Origin of the sequence: Paractinoplanes pyxinae, from assembly GCF_026626335.1 — a bacterium.
Taxonomy (GTDB): domain Bacteria; phylum Actinomycetota; class Actinomycetes; order Mycobacteriales; family Micromonosporaceae; genus Actinoplanes; species Actinoplanes pyxinae.
The window spans coordinates 1-25,743 of record NZ_JAPNTZ010000030.1; the positions used below are offsets into that span (position 1 = coordinate 1).

At 65.8% G+C, this 25,743-nt stretch carries 19 protein-coding genes and 3 pseudogenes; 11 read left to right on the forward strand and 11 right to left on the reverse strand.

All coding sequences use genetic code 11. The features are described from left to right. Positions 1–935 precede the first annotated feature (935 nt). Complete coding sequence (locus OWR29_RS47400; RefSeq protein WP_267570296.1) at positions 936–1,430, reverse strand: response regulator; 495 nt, start codon at positions 1,428–1,430, stop codon at positions 936–938. Between the two features lie 306 nt (positions 1,431–1,736). On the opposite strand from OWR29_RS47400, the gene OWR29_RS47405 reads away from it, so the two are divergent. The 6 genes and pseudogenes from OWR29_RS47405 to OWR29_RS47425 all read left to right on the forward strand — a co-directional run bounded on the left by OWR29_RS47405 (position 1,737) and on the right by OWR29_RS47425 (position 6,928). Then, a complete protein-coding gene (locus tag OWR29_RS47405) occupies positions 1,737–1,970 on the forward strand; it encodes a hypothetical protein (RefSeq protein ID WP_267570297.1) in 234 nt (77 codons plus the stop codon). Positions 1,971–2,085: 115 nt separating this feature from the next. Beyond that, positions 2,086–2,307, forward strand: a complete 222-nt coding sequence (locus OWR29_RS47410; RefSeq protein WP_267570298.1) for a hypothetical protein — start codon at positions 2,086–2,088, stop codon at positions 2,305–2,307. A 27-nt stretch (positions 2,308–2,334) separates the two neighbouring features. Further along, positions 2,335–3,448: pseudogene (locus OWR29_RS47415) on the forward strand (IS630 family transposase). Positions 3,449–3,782: 334 nt separating this feature from the next. Further along, positions 3,783–4,154 (forward strand): DDE-type integrase/transposase/recombinase, encoded by a 372-nt coding sequence (locus tag OWR29_RS48220; RefSeq protein ID WP_369077367.1) that lies wholly within the window; start codon positions 3,783–3,785, stop codon positions 4,152–4,154. Next, entirely contained in the window at positions 4,087–4,281 is a 195-nt protein-coding gene (locus OWR29_RS47420) for an IS3 family transposase (RefSeq protein ID WP_267570299.1), read from the forward strand. The genes OWR29_RS48220 and OWR29_RS47420 overlap by 68 nt, the downstream gene beginning before the upstream one ends. Before the next feature lie 484 nt (positions 4,282–4,765). Next, positions 4,766–6,928: a sensor histidine kinase gene (locus OWR29_RS47425; protein WP_267570300.1), complete on the forward strand. Its 2,163-nt coding sequence runs from the start codon at positions 4,766–4,768 to the stop codon at positions 6,926–6,928. Between the two features lie 554 nt (positions 6,929–7,482). Here the strand turns inward: OWR29_RS47425 and OWR29_RS47430 are convergent. Next, the gene (locus OWR29_RS47430) at positions 7,483–14,769 is read right to left on the reverse strand and encodes a beta strand repeat-containing protein (RefSeq protein ID WP_267570301.1); all 7,287 of its coding nucleotides are present in this window, start codon (positions 14,767–14,769) and stop codon (positions 7,483–7,485) included. A gap of 462 nt (positions 14,770–15,231) precedes the next feature. Between OWR29_RS47430 and OWR29_RS47435 the strand changes: the two genes are divergently transcribed. Together OWR29_RS47435 and OWR29_RS47440 are read left to right on the forward strand one after the other, a co-directional pair. Beyond that, positions 15,232–15,462, forward strand: a complete 231-nt coding sequence (locus tag OWR29_RS47435) for a hypothetical protein (protein ID WP_267570302.1) — start codon at positions 15,232–15,234, stop codon at positions 15,460–15,462. Positions 15,463–16,002: 540 nt separating this feature from the next. After that, complete coding sequence (locus OWR29_RS47440; RefSeq protein ID WP_438872751.1) at positions 16,003–16,206, forward strand: MMPL family transporter; 204 nt, start codon at positions 16,003–16,005, stop codon at positions 16,204–16,206. Positions 16,207–16,779: 573 nt separating this feature from the next. Here the strand turns inward: OWR29_RS47440 and OWR29_RS47445 are convergent. After that, positions 16,780–17,184, reverse strand: a complete 405-nt coding sequence (locus tag OWR29_RS47445; protein ID WP_267570304.1) for a PAS domain S-box protein — start codon at positions 17,182–17,184, stop codon at positions 16,780–16,782. A 727-nt stretch (positions 17,185–17,911) separates the two neighbouring features. Beyond that, positions 17,912–18,462, reverse strand: a pseudogene (locus OWR29_RS48225) (DUF6196 family protein). Between the two features lie 371 nt (positions 18,463–18,833). On the opposite strand from OWR29_RS48225, the gene OWR29_RS47455 reads away from it, so the two are divergent. Both OWR29_RS47455 and OWR29_RS47460 read left to right on the forward strand, forming a co-directional pair. Continuing rightward, positions 18,834–19,058 carry a hypothetical protein gene (locus tag OWR29_RS47455; RefSeq protein ID WP_267570305.1) on the forward strand — a complete coding sequence of 75 codons (225 nt, stop codon included), beginning with the start codon at positions 18,834–18,836 and terminating at the stop codon, positions 19,056–19,058. Between the two features lie 855 nt (positions 19,059–19,913). Beyond that, entirely contained in the window at positions 19,914–20,489 is a 576-nt protein-coding gene (locus tag OWR29_RS47460; protein WP_267570306.1) for a GAF domain-containing protein, read from the forward strand. A gap of 731 nt (positions 20,490–21,220) precedes the next feature. Here the strand turns inward: OWR29_RS47460 and OWR29_RS47465 are convergent. The 7 genes and pseudogenes from OWR29_RS47465 to OWR29_RS47495 form a co-directional block, all read right to left on the reverse strand. Beyond that, a complete protein-coding gene (locus tag OWR29_RS47465; protein WP_267570307.1) occupies positions 21,221–21,490 on the reverse strand; it encodes an EAL domain-containing protein in 270 nt (89 codons plus the stop codon). Beyond that, positions 21,435–21,878: pseudogene (locus tag OWR29_RS47470) on the reverse strand (EAL domain-containing protein). The gene OWR29_RS47465 and the pseudogene OWR29_RS47470 overlap by 56 nt, the downstream one beginning before the upstream one ends. Then, complete coding sequence (locus tag OWR29_RS47475; protein ID WP_267570308.1) at positions 21,878–22,525, reverse strand: GGDEF domain-containing protein; 648 nt, start codon at positions 22,523–22,525, stop codon at positions 21,878–21,880. Before OWR29_RS47475 ends, OWR29_RS47470 begins: the two are co-directional and overlap by 1 nt. Continuing rightward, complete coding sequence (locus OWR29_RS47480; protein ID WP_267570309.1) at positions 22,479–23,000, reverse strand: hypothetical protein; 522 nt, start codon at positions 22,998–23,000, stop codon at positions 22,479–22,481. The genes OWR29_RS47475 and OWR29_RS47480 overlap by 47 nt, the downstream gene beginning before the upstream one ends. Beyond that, positions 22,969–23,424 (reverse strand): PAS domain S-box protein, encoded by a 456-nt coding sequence (locus OWR29_RS47485; RefSeq protein WP_267570310.1) that lies wholly within the window; start codon positions 23,422–23,424, stop codon positions 22,969–22,971. Before OWR29_RS47485 ends, OWR29_RS47480 begins: the two co-directional genes overlap by 32 nt. Next, entirely contained in the window at positions 23,424–23,717 is a 294-nt protein-coding gene (locus OWR29_RS47490) for a PAS domain S-box protein (protein WP_267570311.1), read from the reverse strand. Before OWR29_RS47490 ends, OWR29_RS47485 begins: the two co-directional genes overlap by 1 nt. Positions 23,718–23,855: 138 nt before the next feature. Next, positions 23,856–24,113, reverse strand: a complete 258-nt coding sequence (locus tag OWR29_RS47495; protein ID WP_324291321.1) for a GAF domain-containing protein — start codon at positions 24,111–24,113, stop codon at positions 23,856–23,858. Between the two features lie 403 nt (positions 24,114–24,516). Between OWR29_RS47495 and OWR29_RS47500 the strand changes: the two genes are divergently transcribed. After that, complete coding sequence (locus tag OWR29_RS47500; protein ID WP_267570312.1) at positions 24,517–25,692, forward strand: sensor histidine kinase; 1,176 nt, start codon at positions 24,517–24,519, stop codon at positions 25,690–25,692. Positions 25,693–25,743 lie beyond the last annotated feature (51 nt).

Consider the following 25,743-nt stretch of genomic DNA (forward strand, 5'->3'; position numbering starts at 1 on the left):
ACCGGGTCGCCAGTCATTGGTACCGCATCCCAGCCACGCGCCTGCAGGTATACAGCTTAATCACCGGAGACGACATGACACGCGACCGGATCCCGATCAGTTGCAGCGGTGTGTGACAGTAGACGGAGTTGCCCCGAGTCCGAGCCCGATAGGTGCCCTGCTGGGCGTGAGCCCAGCAACTGGATATGCATGGCTACACCGTTACGGCAATACTGCGGGGAGTCCGATCGTCGCCCGGGCCCCTCTCGTCCAGCGTTGGCGATCTGGCGGAACCGCCGACGAGCTGGCTGTTGACGCCAACCCGCCCGCGAACGCCGTCCGCGAGAGGCTGATCACCGCCAACGTCCTAAGCTCCCGCCGCAGTTACTTCGCCGGCGGCTCACCTAGGGATCCATCGCCTGAGCGCCTCCTAGGCGATTTGTGCATACGGCAAATTCACCGTAGCCCAGATAGCTTCATTAACTGGTCTTACGGACAGGCAGGTCCGATAAAAACTGGCTCGTTACCGGCTCTCACGCCGAACACCGGGCTCTAGGCGCGGGCACGTCTTGTCTTATCAAAGGAAGTACTATTCAAGCTTCACCTGCAAGAGGAGCTGGCCTGCCCACAGATCGCCCGCCCGAAACGGTTTCAGTGTCGATACAATCCGTAAGCTTCTCAGCCAATACAACTTTGCTCGACGTATTGCAGAGAGCCGCAGATGCAGTACTCCTCACTTATGAAGACCCATCGTGCCTCTTCAAGCGCCGACTCCTAATTTAATTTTCGAGTCGATTCCGCGCGGGGGCACTTTCACGGCACCGCCATTGGGTACCTCCCCAACGACGATCTGCCTAGCGGCCGCGAAAATTTGTCCGGCGATCCTCTGGCGGGCGATCCATAGCACTGCCGATGCTCATTACCCACCGACAGAACAACGACAGCGTCTGCACCGGTCAGGCGGCAAAACGGCACTCGGCGGATCCGACGCCGTGTTCGTGACTACCCCGCTCGACGAGGCGCTTAATGTTGGCAATCAGAATTCGATTCGAAGTCGGCTTGATCATAAGCTCGCAGAATGCCAGATCGTGCGCACGGAGGCTACGATCCATCTGCGACCCGCTCAGGATGGCGACTGGCACAGTATGTAGCCGCGGATCGGCCCGCAACGCCTTACACAGTCCCTCGCCATCCAAGCCGGGCATGTCTATATCGGTTAGAACCACGTCAGGACGACGCTGCTGCGCCAGTTGCAGCGCCTCGCTACCGTCACGCGCGGTCACCACCGTGAAGCCGTGGCCGGTGAACAACACCCCCAGAATGGTGCGCACGTCGTCATCATCCTCGGCGATCAGTAACACGGCCATTTTCCGCTCCAAGAGGTCGGGCCAAGCTGGTCCTTCGCCATCGAGGATCCGCTCAGGATTCGAGCGGCGGGGTTTGTTCTGCATGCTTTCGCCCGAGAAGGTGACGTGGACGCACCCTCGTGAACTCGTTAGCACGGTGTGTCGAGGTCGACATCAAACCTCGGGCAACCCATGGCGACCGCAAAACAATGGTCACATCGGCCTGGCAGCTTTAGACCGTCGGCCGGGCGACCTGTCATGAACGATGCATCGAGATCGAGGTCGATCAGGCGTCTCAACTCGGCTGATTCGTTTAGCCCGCTCTTTAAACGAACAACATATGCGGTGTTAGCCCTGTCCTCGGCCACGGTTTTCGCTGGCCGAGCCTTGTCGGCACCTTATGGTGAGTGGGTGCAGGTCGATCCTAGGCAGGAACTCGAGGAGCTCCTGCATGTCCAGACCTCGATCTCCGCGGCTTTTGGTGATCTGCAGGTGCTCCTTCTACGTGAACTGTCGGTGCAGTTGAAGGCACACGGGGCGTCGGTCGCCGACACTCTGCCGTTGGACGCGTCCTGCGATCAGCTTGATGCTGCCGTCCGCGACGTCCTACATGCGTTGAGGCCTGCTCCTGCCGACTTGACCTGATCGATTTCATTGCTGACGTCAATCACATGATCACATCAATTGCGGACAAGGCATCACAGGGATCCGGCAAGCCGAGACCGACGCGGGCGAGCGTCATGACCGGCCCATCAGTGAGATGGCCGAGGAGAACCGCCGGCTGCGTGACGAGGTCGCCGAGCCGCGCCGGATCAACGAGATCCTGCGTGCGGCGAGCAGCTATCTCGCGTCGGAGCTCGGCCCGACCCGGCAACAGTCATGGGGTTCGTCGACGAACACCGTGACCGCTTCGCGGTCGCGTTACAGCTTCTGCCCTGACCAAGAACGTTCACGGTGTTGGGTGACACACCGTCTGGGCTGAGGGCCGGGCGGCGGCCAGACTGTGGTGGTGGCAGATCTGGTACGCGTGCGGCGGCTCAGTGACCAGGAAGGTCAGACGCTACTGCGCATCACTCGCCGGGGCACCGGTTCCCCGATCCGATTACGGCGGCCGATGGTCGTACTCGCCTCGGCCGGCGGGAACACGGTGCCGGCAATCGCTCGGCTCGTTCGGGCTGATGAGGACACGATCCGGCAGGTCATCCACCGGTTCAACGAGATGGGGATGCCCAGCCTGGACCCTCGGTGGTGGCCGTCCCCGCCTTCTCAGTCCTGACGACGAGCAGTTCATCGTCACAACGGCCAACACCCGCCCCGAGAGTCTGGGGCGGCCGTTCACCCGGTGGAGCGTTCGTAAGCTCGCCGAGCATCTCAATACGCTGGCCGCCCGCCCGATCGAGATCGGGCGGGAACGGCTGCGACTTCTGCTGATCAGGCACCAGATCACGTTCCAGTGGACCAAGACGTGGAAGGAATCCAACGACCCGCAGCGGGAGGCGAAGCTCGCCCGGATCGGGCAAGTCAGTAGCCAGTTCCCGCAGCGGGTGTTCGCTTTCGACGAGTTCGGGGCCTTGGTCATCCGCCCGCAGGCCGGCGCCGGCTGGGCGCGCAAAGGTCATCCGCGCAGGCTGCCCGCGAACTATCACAAGCTGCACGGTGTCCGGCAGTTCCATGGCTGCTACTCAGTCGGGACGACCAACTTTGGGGTGTCGTCCGGCGCCGCAAGGGCGCCGCGAACACCCTGTCCGCGCTCAAGTCGATCCGCCGGCAACGGCCGGACGGAGCACCCATCTACGTCATCCTGGACAACCTGTCCGCCCACAAAGACAAGGCCATCCGGGCCTGGGCGGCCCGGAACAAGGTCGAGCTGTGTTTCACACCGACCTACGCGTCCCGGGCGAACCCGATCGAGGCCCAGTTCGGGCCGCTACGCACCTTCGTCATCGCCGGCTGGGACCACCCGAACCATCCCGCTCCGACCCGCCACCTGCACAACTATCTGCGCCGGCGCAATGCCAACGCCCGTCATCCCGACGTCCTGGCCGCCCCAGCGCTGTGAACGTGCCCGCATCCGCAGCGAACGCCAACGAGGCTCGAGCCAACCCACCACCCGAGCAGCCTGACCTCAACACCTCAAACGTTCTTGGTCACGGCACTACGGGTCCTGCCCATCGCCAGGGCGACCCACCACCAGCGGGTTAAGCAGGTCGAACAGCCCTGTGGCCGAGACTTGGTCGACCTCGGGCTGCTGTCGAACATTCATGACTTCCGGGGGGCGTCCGAATTCACCCACGGCGCTGACCTCGTCCACCGGCAGTTGAGCCGCGACGGGATCCCGCGTGGGTCGTAATTGGGTCGAGCGGCTGATGGCCGGCCGGGGCAGGCACGGGGCGTTGCTGCATCCCGGCTGGCGCGGCGGCTCACCCCGGCAGAACCGGCGGCACACACCGGCGCCGGATCCGGTCAACCGCCACCCTCACCGCAGCCGGCGCGAATCGGCTCTGGGTCGCCGACGCCGCCAGGATCCCCGGAGGCGAAGGCATGCTCTGGCTGGCCACCGTCCGCGACGTGTTCTCCCGCCAGACTGTCGGCTTGAAGACCTCCGAACGGGGTGACACCGATCTGATCCTGGCCGCCCTCGAGAACGCCATCTGGTCGCGTAACCTCCGCGACGGCCAGCTCGTCCATCACAGCGACCGGGCTCGAACTATAAGAGTTTCCGCTTTCGCAACGCTCGCAGGACAACGGAGCCCGGCCGTCCATGGGCTCGGTCGGCGACTCGTTCGACAACGCGTTGATGAAGAACTTCTGGTCAATGCTCAAGATTGAACTGGTCGAGCGCACGAGCCGGCGGACCCGCTACGAAGCTAAGAACGCGATCTGCACCTACATCGAGGGCTGGTACGACACCCACCGCATCCAGAAGGAGCGCGGCTACCTCAGACCCGACGAGTAAGAGACCATCTACCACGCCCAGATCCAGCCAGATAACCTTGCCCCTGCCCCGACTCGAAGCAGGTAACCGCCGCTCCGTCAAGCAGGGAGAACTCCCCGTGAGCGGTCGAAACGTTCCAGAAGGTCGCCTTGTCCAGGGACGGCCATCACCCGACGGCTCGTTCGACTCGGCGCGGCATACTCGTTATGAGCCGGCGCAGGACCGGCTCACGAGGTCGTCCGGACCATCGAGGTGCCAGCGGCCGCTAGGCCGGCCAGCGACAACCCCGAGGCCACCACGCGGCGATGCCGTCATTCTTGAACTTCGATCGCTCGAGATGACCGGACAAAAGCGGTGCTGTGCGCGCCGCCGAGTTCGCAGGCGCGACCCGTCGACCGCAGTCGCACACTTGGTCGGCTAAGGATTCATGCTTGGTCGGTTGTAGTTGTGGTGCAACACGCATGTCGCGCTCATCGCCGCAGGGATGACAGGCGAATCAGTTTGTATGACGTCGACTCAGGCTGACATTCGTGCGCCGAAGGCGATGACCGTGCGCCGCTCGTTGATGCGGACCATGGTATTCGCGCTGGTGTACGTCCTGGCCACGTTCGTCGGCCGGTTGACGGTGATGGACGGCACGAATTTGAGCATGGTGTGGCCGGCCGCCGGCGTCCTGGTGCTGTGGTTCTGCGCGCAGCGCCAGGCGCGGGCCCGGTGGGCCGATGTGGCGGCGCTGGTCGTGATCACTCTGCTGGTGAACAAAGCGACCGGGGCCAGCGGCCGGCTTGCGGTGGTGTTCGTGGCCGCCAACCTTGGACAGATCGCGCTGTTTATGTGGTTGTTTCGCTGCTGGCAGCCGTCGCTATGGGGCGCTGGCGGTCGTCGAGGCCTAACCCGACTGCGAGACTTGTGGGTTCTGTTAGGGGCGGCCACGATCAGCACCGGCCTCGGAGCATCAATCGGTACCGGCGGGATGTGGCTGATCACAGGACACGTCTCGTGGTCATCGTATGCCGTGTGGTTAGCCCGCAACACTGCCAGCGTTCTACTGATCGGCGCGGTCGGTCTGCGCATCGGCTATGTCTGGCACACCCGCACCCGAGGCACCGGGTGGACCACCTGGGCACGGTGGGCGCGCACGATGTGGCAAGGTACCGCCTGGTGGCGAGTCGCCGAATACACCGCTTTGATCTCCTGCTCGGCGCTGGCCTACTGGCTTACCTTTGCCGTCGCGCACGGCCTTCCCGTCGCGTTCCTCCTGATCGTGGTCACGGTGTGGGCCGCGATGCGCACCCCCACAACGTTCGTGGTCGTGCATGATCTGATCGTCGGGACCATCGCTGTGTTGTTCACCCTGCACGGCACCGGCTCCTTCGCCGCCATCGGCGACAACGCTGTCCGTGCGCTGGTCGCCCAGCTTTTCGTCGCTGTGGTCGCCGTGACCGGCCTTGCGCTGGCGCTGGGCCGCGATGAAAGGCAGACATTGCTCGAGCAGTTAGCCGCCGATAAGGCCGAACTCGCGGTGCAGAAGGACCACGCCCAGCGACACGGAAAGCTGATGAACGCGATCATCGACTCGATGGCCGACGGGCTCGCCGTCATCGACGCCGACGGGCGCGTACTGCTGCGCAACGCCGCCTGTGAGCGACTGCTCGGCGGGCGTACCAGCCCCGGCGACCGGATCACCGACACCGCCTACTACGGATTGCTGCGTCCCGACGGGAGCATACTGCCCGATAACGAAACCGCGTACGCCCGCATCATCGCCGGCGAGCACCATGCTCACCAGGATGTGCTCGTCAGCAATCCTGGCCTGTCAGAGACTCGGATCGTGTCCGTAACCGGCACCCGCCTCGAAGACGACAACGGCGCGGTCCGCGCCGTTGTGCTCGTGCACGACGTCACCGCCGAACGTCGTCACCGCGACGAACTCGCCGCTTTCGCCGGCGTAGTGGCTCACGACCTGCAAAACCCGCTCACCGCGGTGCAAGGTTGGAACGAAGCCGCCGCCGAAGCGCTGTTACAGGTTCCGCGGCACCCACACCTCGCCGAGGCCGAAAGCAGCCTGCTACGCGCCCAGCGCGCCGGTACCCGGATGCGCGTGCTCATCGACGACCTGCTCGACTATGCCACCGCCCGCGACGCCGCCGTACGTCTCATCTCCGTCGATCTTGAGCAGGTCGTCACCGACATCGCCGCGGCCCGCGCCGATGCCGCCGTCGCCGCCGGGGCACCAATACCCCGCTTCGACATCGCCGCTCTGCCTGCCGTACAAGCCGACCCGCCACTGCTACGGCAACTGCTAGACAATCTCATCGGCAACGCAATCAAGTACACCGCCGCCGGTACCATCCCCGCCATCGAGATCACGGCAAATGAGCAGGACGGCCGAATTGCGGTCACTATCACCGACAACGGCATCGGCATTCCCGACGGCCACCACGACGCTATCTTCGGCAACTTTCACCGCGCCCACCCCCACCAGCCATATGCCGGCACCGGCCTGGGGCTGACCATCTGCCAACGCATCGTGCACCGCCACGGCGGAACCATCATGGCCACCGACAATCCCACCGGCGGCACCCACTTCACCTTCACCCTGCCCGCCGCCCACAGGATCGACACTCCGACCATATCCACACAACCGGTAACATCTGTCCGCCGATGACCACTTGGATCCGAGCGGCGTCAAAAGGCGACGTCGTTGCGGCGACACATACTGCCCCGCGGCTACGGAATACTGGCTCTGGCACAAAGTTGGTGAATTAGACGCGACCCCGAAGGCCAGTGGTTGTCTCATATAGATGATCGTGTTTGCCGCGTGTTGGTCATGCTGACGTTTCTGTTGGTGAATCGCGGTGTACATACTGCAGCTGTCGGTCGTCACGGCTACACAGCCGCTACCCGCGTACGCTCGCGGATTTGGCGATCGGTGGCTGGCGGACGCTGCTGAAATCGCGGGTTTCGCCGTTTCTTCCGCGACAACGCCGCCGGTCAGCGGCAGACGTTCGTGGAGTAGGTAATCGGAGTTGACCACACCATCCGCGCGCCCGCCGTTGCTGAGCGGCATTCTGGACACCAGTTGAAACACCGGCCGTTGGACCGCGTGCCGGCTGCCGGTTTCCGCCCCAAACCTGCGGGCGTAATTGCAGGATCTACGTGGCCTCAACCGGCCGCCTCCGAATCCAAACGGGCCCGGAGGCGGCGGTGTGCCGTCGGTGATTAGCCGTGTCTGGCCGCCCTTCGTTTGCGTGTCGTCACGACCAGCAGCAAACCGATGATGAGGATGACGAGTCCGGCCAGCATGACCGGTCCTGTGGCCGACCCGGTCAAGGCCATCGCGCCAGTTGAGGAGGATCCGGCGATGGACTGGCCGGTCGTAGGCGACTTGTGTTCGCTCGAGCCGGGCGTCGTGGATCCGTTTTTGCCGGTCGGACCGCCGACGGTCGACATCACTCCCGCTACAGCTTTGACGATCCGCACCGGGGTCTTGACGTAACGGGCTTGGCCCACCTTGTCGAGACCGGTGGCCAAGACGGCGACCCCGCCTGTGACGGCGGTGGGAATGGTCACCGTGTCCGACACCGTGCCTGTGGACGATGCGGTCGCGGTACCGAGCAGAGCCCCACCCGGGTAGAGATTCAGGAGCACCCTACTCCCCGGGCGGTAACCGGTGCCGGTGACCGCGAGGCGGGATCCGGCCTTGGCCGAGCGGCTGATGTTGATTACCGCGACGGTCGGCACCGACAGCGGCGCCTGCGCCGACCCGGTCGGCATGACCGTGGTCTTCCCTGATGCCAGCGGCGAGTTACCGACCACTCCGTTGGCGACTACCCACGGCGTGTAACGGACACCGGCGGCCAAACCCGTGATGGTGCACGGGCTGCGGGTGACCACGCCGGTGCAGGACCGGTTCGGGTAGTTGGGCGCAGTCACGGTAACCGTGTAGGCGCGGATCGCCGGCCCGCTCGGGTACGGCGCCGTCCAAGACACGGTGACAGCGTTGGTCTTGGCCGAGGCGGTCACGTCGGTGGGCGCGGCGGGTGCCGAGTTGACGGTCACAGTCGCCGCCGTGCTGTTCGAGCTGGTCCCCACGCTGGTGGCGGCGGCGACGCGGATCGCGTATGTACCATTGAGGTCGGTCGTGAAGCTGCAGGACGTAGCCGGCGCAGCGACCGGTGAGGTGCACGACCCGGCGATCAGGGCCGGGTCCGGCCCGTCGACGGTGACCCGGTACATACGGTTGCTGGTGCTGTTCCATACGACCTGACCGGCGGACCACGTGACGGTCACGGTCCGGGTCCCGGCCGATGACTGCTTGACCGTCAGCGCGCCGACGGCACCGGTCGGCGGCTCGGCCTGCGGAGGTGTGACGACCGGCGGGTTGGTGACCGGCGGCGTCGTGACAACCGGGGCCACGGCGACCGACTTGGCCAGGTGGACCACGTCGCCGTTCTCGTCGAGGCCGGTGGCCAGCAGCGTGTGGCTGCCCGTCGGCGTCCCGGACGGCAGGGTCACCGTGACCGAGATGGCGCCGGTCCCGTCGGCGACCGTGGTACCGAGGTCAACCGGGTTGCTGAACAGCGACAGCACGACCGTCGAATTCGGCTCGAAGCCGTTGCCGGTGATGGTGATGGTGCCGCCAGTCGTGGTGCTGCCGGGAGCGACCGGCACCGCGCCCACCGGCACCTGCTCCGGCGCGACCGGCAGGCCCGTCGGGGTGGCCGTTGCGGTGGCATCCGTGGAGCCGCCGGGGCCCTGGGCCGTCACGTGCAGGGTGTACGGCACGCCGGCGGCGACATCCGAGATGGTGCAGGGACTAGCCGTCACCGGGCCGGTGCAACTGGCCGTAGGATAGCCGGTCGCGGTGGCCGACACCTCAAGTGAAATGACGGAGGCGAAGCTCGTCGAGACCGGCGCGGACCACGAAACCTCGATGGCGTTGACGCCGGCGGCCCCGGACACGCCGGTCGCGGCGGCGGGAGCGGCCGAGCCGAGCGTGCCGTTGGCCGGAACCGCGGTGCCGGCACCCGCTTCGTTCTTCGGCGCGACCGATACGGTGTAGGCCCCGGGCCGGTCGGTGGTGAAGCTGCAGCCCGGCGTGGCCGAGTCGGCCACCGCATTGGTGCAGGTGCCCGCCGTGACGGTCGCACCGGCCGAGTTCTGCAGGGTGACCTCATATGTGTGGGTGCTGCCGCCGTTCCACGCAGTGCCGGCCAACCGGTCCCAGCTGACGCCGACCGTCGGCGAACCGGCCGTGGTAGTCACCTGCAGGCCGGTGACCGTCGCAACCGGGGCCAGCGTGACGTGCCCGGTGGCGTCGGCGGCGACCCCGGTGCCGGCCTCGTTCTTCGGCGCCACCTGGATCACGTAGTCGCCGCCCACGCTCGCGTCGAAGGCGCAGCCCGGCAGCGCGCTGTCGGCCACCGCGGCCGGCGTGCAGCTGTTGTTCGACAGGGCCGCGCCGGTCGGCGCGGCCACTGTCACCGCGTACGTGTTGGCTGAGCCACCGAGCCATGCGGCCGGCGACAGCTGGTTCCAGCTGACCGCGACCGTGGGCGAGCCCGTGGTGGTGCTCGCGGTGAGACCGGTGACAGCGGCGGTCGGCGTCAGCACGACGGTGCCGTTGCCGGTGCCGGCGGCGAGCGAGGTGCCGGCCTCGTTCTTCGCGGCGACCGAGGCCGTGTAGGCGCCCGGCTTGTCGGTGGTGAAGCTGCAGGACGGGGTGGCCGAGTCGGCGACCACGGCGGTGCAACTACCCGTCACCGCCGCGCCCGCCGGCGTCTGCAGAGTCACCGCGTACGTGTGGGTGGTGCCGCCGTTCCAGGCCGTGGCGGCCAGGCTGGCCCAGCTGACGTTTACCGTCGACGAACTGGGCGCGGCGGCCACCGTCACGTCGGCGACCGCCACGGTCGGGATCAGCTTGACGTGGGCGGTGGAGTCGGCGGCCGTGCCGATGCCGGCCTCGTTTTTCGGCGCCACCTGGACGACGTAGTCGCCGCCCACGCTCACGTCGAAGGCACAGCCCGGTGTCGAGCTGTCGGCCACCGCCGACCCGGTGCAGGTGTCGTTGGACAGGGTCGCTCCGGTCGGCGCGGTCACGGTCACGGCATACGTCTTACCGGCCCCACCCTGCCAGGCGCCGCCGCCCAGCTGGTCCCAGGAGACCGCGACGGTGGCCGAGCCCAGCGTGGTGGCCGCGGTCAGGCCGGTCACCGTGGCCGTGGGCAGGAAGACCACGTTGCCGTTGGTGGAACCGCCGGTCGCCGCCGTGCCGGCATCGTTGACCGCTTTCACGACCACCGAGAATGCGCCGGGCGTGGTGACCGTGAACGAGCAGGACGGGTTTGCCGTGGCCGGGACTGACGTGCAGGTGTTCGCCGACGGCGTGACGCCGGCGATGGTGACCGCGTAGCTCTTGGTCAGGCCCTCGCTCCAATCGGCGGCCGACAGCGCGGGCCAGCTGAGGTTAACCGTGCCCGACCCGGCGACCACGGTCGCCGTGACCGGGCCGACTTGGCCGACCGGCGCGGTCAGGGTGAGGTGCGCGGTCGCAGTGCCCGGGGTGTCGCTGACCCCGGCCTCATTCTTCAGGGCGACGTGGACGGTGTAGTCGCCCCCGGCGTCCGTGGAGAATGTGCAGGCGGGGTACGTCGGTTCGGTCACCGTGGTGCAGTCGTTGGCCGTCACCGACGCGCCGTTGGGCCCGGTGATGGTGACGACGTACTGCTTGGTGGTGGCAGGCCCGTTCCAGTCGGCGGTCTTAGCCTTGTTCCAGATCACCTGGACGTCGCCCGAGCCCGCTTCGGGCAGCACCTTGACGCCGGAAACGGTCGCCACCGGCTTCTGGACGACGGTGACCGTGGTGCTGGCGGCGGTGGCTGTGCTCAGTCCAGCCTCGCTGACCGGATTGACGGTCACCGTGTAGACACCGCTGATCGAGCCTCGGAAATGGCAGCTCGGGGTGGCCGAGTCGTCGGCGTCGGCCGTGGTGCAGGTGTTGTCGGTGTAGACAGTGCCGGCGGGGCCGGCCACTGTCACGCGGTACTTCTTGCTGGTCGCACCCTGCCAGCCGGCGCCGGTCAGCTGGGTCCAGCTCACAGTGACGGTCGAGGAGTTGGGCGGAGCGGCGGTGACGGCAGTCAGGTCGGCGACGGTCACGGTCGGCTTGAAGACGACAGTGCCGTTCACCGGCGCAGTGCCGCCGGCCGCGACGCCGGCCTCGTTCTCCGCATACACCGAGACAGTGAACGGCCCGGGCTGGTTCACGGTGAACGAGCAGCCCGGCGTGCCGGAGTCGGCCACGACGTCGCAGGTGTTGGCGGTGATATTGAGCCCGCCGCCGATGACGACCGTGTACTGCCTGGTCTGCGCCTCTTTCCATCCGGTGGTCAGCTGGGACCAGCTCAGGTCCACCACCCCGGCCGTGGTCGGGGCGGCGATCTGGACGCCGGAGACGATGCCGGTCGGCACCTCGAGGACGACGTGGGCGGTCGTGGCGGCCGCGGTGCCGTCACCGGCTTCGCTGGTCGGCACGACCGTGATCTCGTACGCGCCGGCCATGCCGGCGGTGAACGAGCAGCTCGGAGTTACCGAGTCGGCAACCGTCGTGCAATCGCTGCCGGTCACCGCCGCCGGCCCGGTGACGGTCACGGTGTAGTCGCGGTCGACAGAGGCGTTCCACGCGCTGCCCGTCAGCTGCGCCCAGGTCACGTTCACCACACCGGTGACCGGGGCGGCGACCGCAGTCAGGCCGGTGACCGCACCGCTCGGGCCCAGCAGGGTCACCTGCTGGGTCTCGGTTTCGGCAACGCCGGCATCGATCTCGTTGACGGCCTTGACGGAGACCTCGTAGCTGCCCGTCTTGTCGGTCACGAAGGTGCATTCGACGGTGTCGGTCTGGTCACCGGTGGCCAGGTCGGCGCAGGTGTTGTCGGTGATGCCGGCATCGTTTGGGGTCGGGGTAATCTGCACGTCGTAGTGGCGCGTGGTGCCGTTCCAGGCCGCTTCGGCGATCTTCGTCCAGCTCACCTTGACCGTACTCGTGCCGGGGACGCGGGCAACGGTCAGGTCGGTCACGGCCGCACTGGGCACCACGGTGGCGACGAACACCGTGTACGTCTGCTCGGTGCCCGGTCCGGCTTCGTTCTTCGGCGTGACGTGGACGGTGTACCCGCCCGGTGTGTCAGTGACGAAGGTGCAGGTCGGAGCAAGTACGTCCGCGAGGTCTCCGGTGCAGTCACCGGTAATCGTCGGCGTCGTGCCCGCCGGCTCATCGACGCTCACCGTGTATTTGTTGTTGAGGGTTCCGCCGTTCCAGGCGTCCGCCGCCACCGGGTCCCAGGTCACGACCACAGATGCGGTCTGCGAGCCGGAATCGTAGGTGCTGACCGCGTTCAGGTCCGTGACGGCGCCGGTCGGCGCGCTGCGGACCAGGTCCGCCGTGCCTGCCGTCGAAGCGGTGCCCTCGCCCGCCTCATTGACAGCGGTTACGGTAGCCGCGTAAGTGCCGCCCTTGTCGGTGTCGAACGAACAGGTCGGCGTCGCGTCGTCGATGAGCACGGCGCAGCCGTTGGTGGTCAATGTCGCGCCGACCGGCATGGCGGTGATGTCCACCCGGTATTTGTGGGTCGCCCCACCGCTCCAGCTGTCGCCTGGAGTGTCGGTCAGCGACGGCCAGGCCACAGTCACTGTCGCCTGGTTGTCCGGCGCCGTGACGGTGACCGTGCTGACCACGCCGTCCGGAGCAGCGATCAGCGCGAAGGACTTAGCTTCCGACAACGCCGAGGACAGCGTGGCGGCGTCATCGCCGACGGCCTGCACCTCGACCTCGACCGTGCCCGAGTCGGTGATGGTGCACGCTTCGGCCTCTTCGTCGGCACAGGTCTCCACCCCGCCGTCGACCAAAACGATGTACTTCCGGTTGGTGTTGTTGTTCCAGGCCGGGGCATCCCAGACGATGTCGGCCTCATTGGCCCGGGTCGCGACCGAGCGCACGTTCACCGGCACGCCCGGCACGTCCGGGATGCTCACGTTCGCCAGGGTCGCGTCGCGGTGCAGCACGGCGCTGTTGCCGATCGCCGTCACCGTTACCGCCGGGGTGGTGTTCGCACCGCCCGTGACATCGCAGTACAGGACGGCGACGGCGGTGCAACCGGACACTCCCGGGGCGCTCACGGTGTACGTCTTGCTGAAGTTATTCTGGTGCCAGTTGGCCGGGGCGTCCCACTCGACCCGGGTATGGCCTAGGGTCCGCGCGGTGACGCGGATGTTCGTCACCGCGGCCGGCAGGTCGGGCAGGTCGAGGGTCACGGCCGGGCTGGAATCCCTCTGCAGGCCGACATCGCCGATCGCGCGCACCACCACCGACACCGTGGTGCCGGGCGTTCCTGTGATCTCACATTGCGTGGCGTCGAGGTTTCCGCAGCCGGCGTAGACCGCGCCGTCGACCAGAACCGCGTACTTGTTGTTTTCACTGCCGTTGAAGGACGGCGCGTCCCATGCCACAGTGGCCGAACCCACGCCCCAAGCTGACGGGACGGCGTGCACGTTCGTCGGTGCGTCCGGCGGCGAAAGCAGCGTCAGATCGACCGGGTCCGAATCGGTCTTCAGGTCAGGGGCATCGCCGATCGCGGTCACCACGACCTGCGCCTCGATCTGGTCCGCCTCGAATGAGCAGGTCGTGGAGGTGATGCCGATGCAGCCGGGCGCCGGATCACCGTTGACCTTGACCGTGAAACTCGGGGTGAGGTTGCCGTTCGGGTTCGACGTCCAGACGATGGTGCCCGTGCCTGCATCGCTCGCGGTGAGGTGAATGTCGGTCGGCTTACCCGGCGCGCTCACCAGTTTTACGGTGACCGCCGGATCGGAGTCGTTGGACAGCCCGGTGTTGCCCACGGCCCGGACCTTGACCGAGTGGGAACCTAGTAAGCCAACGAAACTGCAGGTCGTCGTCGCGGCGGCCAGGTTGCGACAGTCGTTGTGGGGGGCGCCGTCAACGAGCAAGTCGTACTTGCGCACGGTGTTCAGCCGCCAGCTGGCCGGGGCGGTCCAGCTCACCGTCGCCCGAAGGTCTCCGGAGGCCGTGGCGCTCACCGCGGTCGGTTTGTCCGGCGGGGGCAGCAAGGTGGTCTGCACCGCGTCGGACTGCAGGTACTCGGCGGGATTGTCGCCGAGCGCCCGCACGACCAGGCTCACGGTGGCGGCGTTGGCCCCGGTAACCTTGCATGTCGTCGCCGCGATAGCCGTGCAGTTGACGAAGGCGCCGTTGTTGATCAGCACGCTGTACCGGCCGTTGACGTTGCCTCCCCAGTCCGGTGCGTCCCAGGCTAGGTTGGCGAAGCCAGTACCGGTGGAGGTCACCCGCACGTTCTGCGGTCCGGTAGCCGGCGGAGCGGCACTCGCCCGCGGCGGCGCACCGATGATCCCCGCCGACATCGCGATCATCATGGCGGTGGCCGAGGCCAGCAACGAGGGACGCCGACGACGGCGGGCTGACGAGTAGTGCATGGGTCCTCCGGACGACCGGACGGTGGGCACAGGCGCCGCGAATGCAGCGCAAGCACCGACGAGGGCGGCGCCGCCTTGAACCTAAACAGCTAGAACCATAAAAATCAGCATTTTGGAGTTCTACCGTTGTTCATGGACGCTCATCTCCCTAAATCCGAGGCGTCATCCGGTACACCGGATCGATCACCGTGCGCGGCCGGGCGTGCCGCCCATAGCCTCAGCAGGGAGTCGCCAATGTGCTAAATACGCACGCGGCTTTCACAGGCGGGTCGTTCGCCGCGACGTTCGCTGAGCTTGGATTGTGGGAACAGGTAGGCGAGCCTCACGCGGTCTGCGCCGGCGTCAATTCGCTATTTTTAGACGAATCTGGCTATCGGGCGCCGCATTGGCCCGGGGTTTTGCAGGCGCGGTCGTCGACGTCCGTGGTAACGGTGTCAATTATCCGCAGCCCAGAGGAAGGGCATGACCTATGCGACAGACGAACACGCCTGCATGGCGGCAGTGCGCGGCGACGGACTGCTAGACGCGGCTCGCGCCGTCGTTCTCGATGAGCTGACTCGCTTGGCCGCCTACGTCTTCGAAACGGCGATCTCCACGGTGACGCTGGTTAATCGAGATCGGCGGTGGTTCGCCGACAGCACCGGGATGCCCGACCCCAAGGCCCGCGCGACACCTCGTTCGGCGCACGCCTGATCGACGACCGCGCATGCTTGTCATCCAGGATGCCCGCATTGACGCGACCGTCCAGCACCGAACCATCGTCACCGGGGAACCGCACGTCCGCTTCTACGCCGCTGTCGCGCACCGACGACGACGGCTTCGTCCTCGGTAGCATGTGCGTGGCGGCAGCCTCGACGGTGTTGCTGCTGGCACGCCGGCGGGCCGTCCTCACCACCTGGGCTGTCAGCGTCGGAGGTGCGGCGTTGCTGACGTTGCCATATGAGTGGTCCCTCTGGTCACGGCCGGTGGTCGCGACCTTGTCGTTAACCGCTCTGGACGATGACACCGCCGCAGCCGCGTACGAACTAGTGGCCGCCATCGTGGAGAAGGCCTGCACCCAAGGACTAGGACGCAGAGGTGGGTGGCTCTATCGGCAACCTGATCGGCGAGGGCGCGGTATGTCCACCGAGCTCGCCGGCGCGATGCTCACCTTCGTCATCCTGCTGATCACCGACGGATCGCTGGTGGCCGCCGGCGCCAACATGGAACCACCGTCATCATCATCTGGCCGAACTGTCGCTCGTCGGCATCGGCTTCCTCACCGAGATGGGGCTACCCGGGGCGATCACCGTCGCCATCGCCGTCCTGATGGCGCTGACCGTACGGCCCGCGCTGACCCGCGCCATGGGCCGCGTCCCGCCTCGTCGCGGAGCCGCGGCGCGGACCGCGCGCTCTGCACGGCTGGGCTTCCTGGATGGGAAATCCGTACCGTCGTGAGCCGGCCCGGACTAGTGCCGGTGTCACCGCCGCCGTGCTGCTCGGAGTGTCCATTCCTGTACTGTCGCTCAAGACGGCGCCGACCACGCCCAGCGGCGATGAGGACAGCACCCTACTCGCCACCTACACCCGATCGCTGCCAAGATCGGCGCCAGCTCGCAAAGCCGGCTGATCTTCCTCGTCGAAGGCGACACCGCCGGGCAGCGCTGGAACCGGGGTCTCGGTTACAGGTTCGTCGGTTCTCACGGCGTCGCGCGGCGCGTTCTTGACGTGATGGGTGTGCTCGACCTAACCACTCGTTCGATGGTTGCTCGCGTAGTGGGTAGGTCAGCCTGACGTCCGTGTGCAGCGGCGTCTGGTTCGCGGGAACGACTCGACATCGAGAAGATGCCCCGGCCACCAGGGACTCCCCTATTCGCTATCAGTGTGAATTGATTGATCGGCTTCGCCTGCGCCATGAACGCCTTCGTGGCTGACGTTCGGTAATTGCCGTGGCGCACCAATCATCTCGCCGAAAATCTGACAAGTTAGAAATCGTCGGATTGCGTGGCTGTCGCACCCGTACCGGCCACTCTAGGTGGCGACAGCTTCGATGATCGCATATTGCTTTCCCTGACCATCGTGCGCCATAATCATGCAAACCGACGCGTCGACGGTTGAGCCGTCGGCACGCATCAGACGCCAGGTCTCTGCGACATGGTTGATTTCGCCGTGAGCCATCGCTGAGATCAGTACGGCGACTCGGATGGCGTGTACGCGAGCGATGAGTGCGGTGTATGGCTGGCCGATGAGCTCATCCTGGCGGTGGCCAGCTAATATACAAAATGCCTCGTTTGCCTCAACGAGCACGCCCGGCCCGGCGGTTGGCAACGCCACGACAGCTCTCGCCATCACCGTGGGCTGCACCGCTGGCGTCGCCGACTTTTCAACGGCAGACACGTTGCTTTTGAGGCGGGTACGGCCGAGGTGTATGCCCATAGTTGAAAGATCGGACGGTAGCGACCGCGGCTGAGCCGAAGACACAAATCGCATATGTTGTTCGTGTAAGGAGTAGGCAAACATCACGGCCGTGCTGCGACGTGATTTAAGGCGGAGCTGGCATTTTCTCGGTATCGATCGGCGGAGCTCGTTAATCATTCGTCGTCGTCGGCGAATTCGGCGTAGCAAGACGAGCTTGCTTATCCGGCAGGTGGCTCGCCTTCTGAGGATCTGGGGTGGTGTGCCGTTTGCAGGGCGAGAGTGAAGATCGTCCCGCCGCCGGCGATTGTATTCGCAGTGAACGTCGCCGTGGTTGGCGTGGGCGAGTCCCCGAACGATGTAGTTGCCGAGTCCGGTTCCCTTGACGGTGGTGGAGCCTCGGTAGGCGCGGGCAGCCGTTCGATTAGCCGGTACCGGACTCCCGAGGGAAGGCCGGGCGCTGTCCACTACCTGGACGTGCATGTCGCCCGGATCGCCGTAGTCCCTGCCGGGACCCTAAGGGTTAAGGATCACGAGCGGGCTCATCGTCGAGGTGACCAAGCTGCTCTATCACGTCAATCCACGTCGCCCTGGCGGATTGGCTGAGGCGGAAATGTCCGCCGTAGTCGAACTCGGCCACTGGATGACTAGCTGGCTGTTGTACTGAGGCAGTACGGCGAGGGAACGGACTGCACGGCCGACAGAGACTCCCGGGAAGGGCCTGGCTTGGCCCTCCCCGGTCGGTTCTCTACCGTACGGACGGCTCTTTAATGACTGACGTGACTTGGGGCACGAGGTGGTAAGAACAGCCCCAGTAGTCGTAGATGCCGCCTCGCGCGCGGTTGCTGCCGCACACGACGACAACGCCTGTACCCAGACGGCGTTTCAGATGAGTGGCAAGCCAACCCACGAAACCGCTGTTATCGACGCCGACGGGGAAGTGGAACGAGAACACTCCAAAGCGCTCGACCGCCTCGGGCGGCACCCGTACGAGGGGCACCAGAGTACTCCACGACTGCTGATCACGCACCACAGCAAGAGTGTCATCCGACAGCGGCGGAGGGCTCGAGACCGCGACTCCTGGAAATACCAGATCCCGTCATGCACGACCATCTTTGCGAGCGCGATGACCCGGCGCAGCCGCAGATCGCTTTGTTCCTCGGTCTTCTGACTGACGTCAACCACAAACTCACTGTTAAACAGCTCAACGGCCCACCACAGGCGGGACGCAAACGTACAGATGGGCCTCTGCCGGCGAGTTGCGCGCTTGTGCTGGCATTCGCTTTTCGCCGCAGGCATGCGCGCCCTGCGTGAACGGTGTGCTGCCGTCGCCACGTCAGCCGGACGTGCAGTGGGGTGGCACCTGACTCGCGAGGTCGAGAGAGGCGAATCTCAGTGGTGCATTAACTGAGCGACACCCGCGCTGAAACTCGCGTACGAAGCCAGCGGTGAGATGGGGGCCGCGCAGCTTACGCCGCACAGAAGGCGCGCGGCACCAACCGCGCCCCCCGACGATCGCCGCCGCAGGCCCGGATCCTTCCAGATCACTCGCTGGTGACCCCTCATGGGAGGTGTCGAACCTTGACAGGTTTCATTTGGCGCCTCGGCGGCAAAGTCGCTGAGGCACTGGGCGTGGCACATCCGCGCTCTCTGACTGGAAGGAAGTCACGATGCCGATCTCGGTGAACCTCGACAAGACGCTGGACAAGGCGTACGAGTCCAGCTCACTGTCCGAGCTTGCCAACGCTCCAGTGTCTGCGCTGGCTGGCGTCAGCGAGGCCGACGCTGAGGCGCTGCAGAAGGCCTTCGACATCAAGACGATCGCTGACTTGGCGAGCAACAAGTATGTACTTGCGGCTCAGGGAATTACTCACCTGAGCAAGATCGCTGGCTAAGCCAATGCATGCGGCGGTGGCGCAACGCCTCAGGCGGGCGCTTGTGTCACCGTCGCGTAATGGTTTCTCCCCGAAGCGTCTATGACTGCAGCGACCCGTGCAACGGCGCTACCCAGAATGACGGGGACATCGCAGCAAATTCACGCCGAGCTTCACCGTCTACTCCGCGATCCCGCGGTCGCAGAGGAAGCCAGAGGCCCTACGAGGATCGTCAGTGCATCGCCCGCAAGGTTGAGGACCTGGACACTATGCTGACCAAGGCGGACACCGGAAACGTCTTCGGCCTCAGCTCTGTTGGCGCCATGAGCTCCTTGGAGGCGGCAAACTCCTCTGCAGTACCCCGGGCCAGGGTCCACGAGCCGCCGTTCTACCCGCGATGGCCTCTCCCATTATGGGAATCCGGCGAATAGGCCACGGGATCCGAGTCGGACAGTTGGCGTCCGCGCTGGCGGACTAACTACGCACCGCCCAGACCGCCCCCGTCGGCTACCGGACATCGACCCGGGCCAGGCCCGACGGCGGCTGACGGCTACGTCGCGGCGGTCACCGGCCACGACGGCTCCGAGATCGCCGTCATCCAGATCGATCCGGTGCCGCATAATCAGTCCGTCTGCCTGGAAGGCTTAGCCGCTGGGCATGTAGGGGCCGGCGACGCCCTGTCTGCACGCAGGTGAAGCATGCGGCTGGTGCCCCCTTTATTGGCAAGCACGACACGGTTTTACAGGCCGTGATGCATACTGCATTGAGATGCTTTACCGGCATGCACCAGCAGCGGTGAACACTCCTACCGACGAGATTGACGTGACTTCTAAGACGAGGCAGCGCCCTACGCCGGAGACACAGGGTTTACCAGCCTTGGACAGGCTTCTCCAGCTAGTGGTGGCCGCCTGTGACGTACCGGCGGCCGTGGTGTCGCTGACGCACGACGGTGACCAGGTCGTACTGGCGTGTCGAGGAATCGGTGCGCTGAAGATTGGCTCCACGTTCCCCGACGCGGTTCCCCTGAGCGGCAACGTGCCGAGTGGCGGACTTCCGCTAATCGTCGAGGATACGGACTCTCGCCATGGCATCACAGTCGCCCGTGGCTTGGGCGAGTATGGCCTTCGCTCCTACGCTGCCTTGCCGGTCCGCGACGACAGCGGTGAAGTCTTCGCAACGCTGACGATTGGCGCACCATGGCCACGTTTCTGGTGTACAGCCGAACTTCGGGCCGTCGATACGGCAACACAACTGCTACCTGACCTGCTGGCCTTCCACATCGCACACCTGCACAAGGGACCGCACCGGCTGGCTGTCACGCCTGACCGTAAACGGTCCGCCATTACTCAAGCTCGCATCACAATGATTCGTTCGCGCGCCACCCTTTCCAGGGCTCACCACATCATCGCAGCCACGCAAGCCGCCCGCATAGCCCGAAACGCGGCCCAGTAAGCCATGGCGTCCGACAACACGTCCGCTGCCATGGTGACGTGATCCGAGTTGAGGTGTTCGACTCCAGTAACGACCGGTCCAGGCAATACCCGCCGGATCCTCGTCGTGTCGGAGGACGAGGTCTGCTACTGGTAGCCGCTATGCCCCGTGACTGGAGTGTTCAACACCGTGACGCGGGAGAGACTGTATGGGCCGACATTCCGATATGCCGATGACGACAGACGGCCAGTCCGCGCTCAAGCCGAGGCAGTGCCCGAGCGCTCGAGTGTGGCCCATAGAGAACGAGGCTTGGCGAAGTGCTGGACGACCGTTGATATGAGGCCTACCGTCGGATGGGGAGCGCCGCTGTGGATAGGCGCCGCCACGCTCGTTCACAGCGGCTCCTACGGCCGGTTTCTCCCCGGAGGTTTTCACGCCGGCAACGTTGCGCACAGCCCTGAGCGCGGGCGGTTGAAGCCCATGGCAGAGAGCCGCCATGGCCGTCAGTGCTGGGCATCCAGACTCCGTCGGCACCTTCGTCAGCAACCGCTGAGCTCGAGGGACTTGCTGGTTCAGCCACTGCAGCTGCAGCTAGCCGCTTCGCGGATCTGGCAGCATGCAGAAGTCGTCTGCGTACGAAGTGCCCTGCGTGATTGCTGTCTGACCCGCGCTTCAACCACCTGAACCGCTGCGATCTTGGACAGTGCGGCTCGAAGGTCGTTCTGCGGCACTGGCCGGGACCGGATGAAGCCTTAGCCACGGTGACAGCCGAGGTGCCGCAATGCGGCGGCCTGCTCCAGGGTTTCCACTCCCTCGGCCACCGCGCGCAGAACGGTGGCCTGGGCCACCTTGATGACCACCTCGCTGAGCGCGGTGCCGGAGGCCGAGTTCACGATGGGGTCGACGAAACTCTCATCGATCTTTAAGGATTGTCCCGGGCAGGTTCTGCACGTAGCTGAGGGAGCTCTAGCCGATTTCGCAGTCGTCCAATGCGATCTGCACCTTGCAGGCCGGGACTGCATGCAGCGTCTCGATGGCGACGTCAGGCTCGCCGATGAGCGCGGTCTCCGTCACCTCGAGGATCAGCCGCTGCGGGTCAAGTCCGCTGTCAGCTAACGCAGCCTGCAGATCGCTGACGAAGCGCGGATGAGTCAGTTGGCGGGCGGACACATTCACGCTGATGGAGGCGGAGGCGAGGGCCGGCACGTCGTGCGGCTAGGCTGCGGCATCGTGGCAGGCTTGTCGCAGTAACCACGTGCCCAGCTCGACGATCAGTCCGCTGTCCTCGGCAAGGGCAATGAACCGGTCGGGCGGCACCATGCCTTCACCGGGCCGTTGCCAGCGCACCGGTGCCTCGGCGCCGACGGGCAGGCCGGTATCAAGGGCGATGACCGGCTGGTAGTGCAGGATTAGCTCACCGCAGCTATCGCTCGTGCGAGGCCGGCTTCGTCCTTGATTCGCTGCTCCACTGCGGCGGCCAGCTTGGCGTCGAACATGTACACCTGCTCAGATCCGCGCGTTCTGGCATGGCGCAAGGCGGAATCGGCGCTGCGCAGCACAGCGGCGGGCAGGTTCTGCTCGAAGCTGATCAGGCTGATGCCGATGCCGGCTCGCAGCCGCATCTGATGTCCCCCGACCATGAGGGGTTGGCTGACGGCCCGTTGCAGCTGTTCGGCGAGCGCACAGAAGTTGGCATCTGCCGACTGGTAGCTGAGCACCACGAACTCGTCGGCACTGAGCCGGGCCACCAAATCGTCGGGGCCGACACTGCTGCGTAAGCGCTCGGCTATCAGCCTGAGCACCTGATCGCCGACCACATGGCCCAGAGAGTCGTTGACCTGGCGGAACCGGTCAATGTTGATCAACAGGACGGCGCTACGCACCTCTGCAGGATTGAAAATGTCGTCTTGGGTGAGGCCGATGTGCTCCAGCAGCAGGCCCCGGTTGGCGAGGGCGGTCACCGGGTCGTGCGTGGCCTGCCAGGCCAGCGACTCACTGGCCCGCTGCCTCTCAACGACCCGGCCGAGCACCAGCCCGACCTGCTTGAGGCCGGCCACGATCTCTTGATGGATCGACGCGTTGTCCAGGAAGGTAGAACGCCAGGATCCCACAGACATCGCCCCGGGCCAGGACGGGAACGGCCACTGCAGCGCCGACGCCGCAGAGCTGCACCGCCGGCCCCATCGGCTTCAGGTCCTCCGGGCCGGTCGCGACTCTCGACTCGGCCTCAAATGCCATCTCCTGATGAGTCGGCGCGCCGCCTCGTTCGGCGAGCTCTCGAAGCCTGCACAGCGCGGAGCTGTGATGGTTCTCGTCGACGTGCCACACGGCCGGCCCGCCGTCGGGAGCCCAGGCGCGCCCGGCCACCCAGCCCAGCCGGGAACACACTTGCTGCATGACGGTAGCGGCGGCCTCAGAGAAGGTGGTCGTGTCATTGGCCGTCACGGCGGCGTGGCGGATCAGCGCGGTTACCCGTTCAGTGCGCTGCTGGGCGCTGATGTCACGCAGGATGACGCGTGCCGCGCGAAGCACAGATGTAATGGGGCTTGCCGTTCTGAGACCACTGCGACAGCGACAGTTCGGTTATCAGGTCCCGGCCGTCCGCGTGGATCACCGGGACCTCGACAGTGGAGTCGACCAGGTGAGCCTTTCCTCCGGCGGCGACGCGGCTGACATCGGCGTTGTGGGCGTCGCGGCAGCGTGGCGGGACCAGACGATCGAGGTTTTGGCCCAGCATGTCGGCTGCCGGATAGCCGAGCAGCCGCTCGGCGCCTAGGGTCCAGGCGATCACGCGGCTGCGTTCGTCGAGGCTGAAGATGCCGTCGACTGCAGAGTGCACTTCGAGAAGCCGCGCCTCGGCGGCGCGCCGCTCGGCGAGCGACTCGACGGTGTTCAGCAATTGCCAGGGACAGCCCGCCGTCGGCTGGATCAGAGAGTTCGAAACCGGCACGGGCATCAGCGAGCCCTCTCGGCGTACCGCTTCTCTCTGAGCGCAGCCCGGCGCGACCTGCTGATCAAGTCGTTGGCGACGGCAACGTCGGCGTCGTGATCGGTATCCGCGGTGATCTCGCGGAAGCTGCGGCCTACCAGCTCCTCGGTGCCGTAGTCGAGCAGGTCTGCAAAGGCACGGTTGACGCGTACGTACCTTCCTGAGTCGTCGACCAGCGTCAGTCCGGTCGTGGCGTGGTCGAATGCCGTTCGGAGCTGTTCCTTCGACGCTCTTTCGGTCTCGTTGGCGACAGCCAGCATCCGCACCGTTCGAGCCACCTCATCGGCCAGCTGCTCGGCTTGCAACCCCCCGCTCGGCGATCTGGACCAGCGCCGTCAGGTCGGCCAGCCGATCGGCTGGCACAGCGTTCGCCCGGCTGTCGAGGACGCAGACGGTTCCTAGCGTACGCCCTTGTCTGACAACAGCGGCACACCCGCGTACGTCTTGACATGGGGTGCGCCGGCGACCACCGGGAAGTGCGCGAATCGAGGGTCGCGGGAGGCGTCCGGGATCAGCAGCGCATCGTGCGGCGTCAACAGCGCCGTCACACAGAATGACGAGGCGATCTCATGGGTGAAAGGTCGAAGCCGAGCCCAGCGACGAAGTGCTGGTATTGCAGACCGACGAGGCTTACTGCAGCCATAGACGTGCCGCAGATGCGGGCAGCGGTTTCCGCCACCTTCGGCAGTGCCTCATTGTCATGCTGCAGTGCCTCATTGTCACGCTGCAGAGCTTCGACACGTCGTCGGCCGATGGCTGCCCCTGATCTGCACCTGCTGGTTTGCTGTGTGAACCGGTTCTCTCTGCCGAGTGTTCTGGCACTACACGTTCGCCTAGACCGCGGAGACGACCATGGGACAGCCGTCGGACGTCGGCAGCGCAACATCCTGCCTGGCAAATCAGCGTTCGCGACCAAAGATCGCCGGCGGGTCTGCTTCTGCTCGGTTGCAACCAGCAGCGCACGCGTCTGTTTCCGCAGAGCCGAAGGCGGAGCTGAGTGATCAGCGTGGCGCTCGCCGGCTGCCAGTTGACGTGGCGGAGCAGTCTCGGCTGGCTGCGGTGCACCGCTATCAGCTGTTCGACCAGCCACGGCGGCGAATACTCGACGACCTCGCTCACCTGGCCTCGTCGATGTTCGACCTACCGATCGCCGCTGTGTCTCTGGTCGATGAGCAGCGCGTGTGGTTTGCCGGCGCGGTGGGGCTGACCAGCGATGATGCACCGGCTGCCCGGTCGATCTGCGCACGCATCGTTGCTACGGGCCGCGCGCTGATCATCAGTGACATCCGGGCGCAGCCATGGCTTGAGGCGTTCAGTGATCCCGTCGGCGAGTCTTCCATCCGCTCTTACGCCGGCGCCCCGATCGTCGACGAGGACGGTCACGTCGTCGGTGTCCTGTCCGTGGCGGGTCACCAGGCCCGGCAATTCGACGACCGTGAGCGTGACCTTCTCGAGCGGCTTGCTGGACAAGCCGCCGGTCATCTCGCCGCAATCCGTAGCCGTCTCGCTTTGACCGAGGTCGGTGAGGAACTGTCTCGTCTCGTTCGCCGGGAAGAGGATCTTGTCGCCACCGTCTCGCACGAATTACGGACTCCTGTCACCAGCATGCTCGGCTATCTGGAGCTGCTCGTCGACGAGGACTCCTCCGGTGCCTATCAGCCGTTCCTCGAGCCGATGCGCCGCAACGGAGCCCGCTTGGTCCGCATGGTCGACGACTTGCTGGCCGGCGCCGTGCCGGTAGGCGCGGCGATGGATCTCGGCTGCGAACCGGTCGATCTGGCCGCCGTCGCGGAGACAGCAGCAGTCCTCTGCGTCAATCACCTCAACGGCCGCCCGGCGGACATCTCCATTGAAACGGTGGGCGAGCAAGCAACCGTGCAGGGCGACTTCACCCGGCTTTGTCAGGCGACCGAGCATTTGCTGCGCAACGCGGTGCTCTACTCCCCGGCGACGAGCCCGATCCTCGTGCGGGTGACAACCTCAGAGCGGCCGTGCATCGAGGTCGTCGATTACGGGCGGGGCATCCCCGCCGATGAACTACCGCATGTCACGCAGCGGTTCTATCGCGGTCAGCAGGCACGGCGCAACGCGGTGCCCGGGATGGGTCTGGGTTTGGCCATCGCCCGCGGCATCGTGGAGGCACACGGCGGTTCGTTGACGCTCACCTGTTCACCCGAGGCAGACGGCACCACGGCCTGCCTGCGTCTACCCGCGCGCAGACCGCTCACTCGATGAAGTGCGAGTGTCATCAAAGCTTCCATCGCCGACGGCCGCCTCGGCGAACCC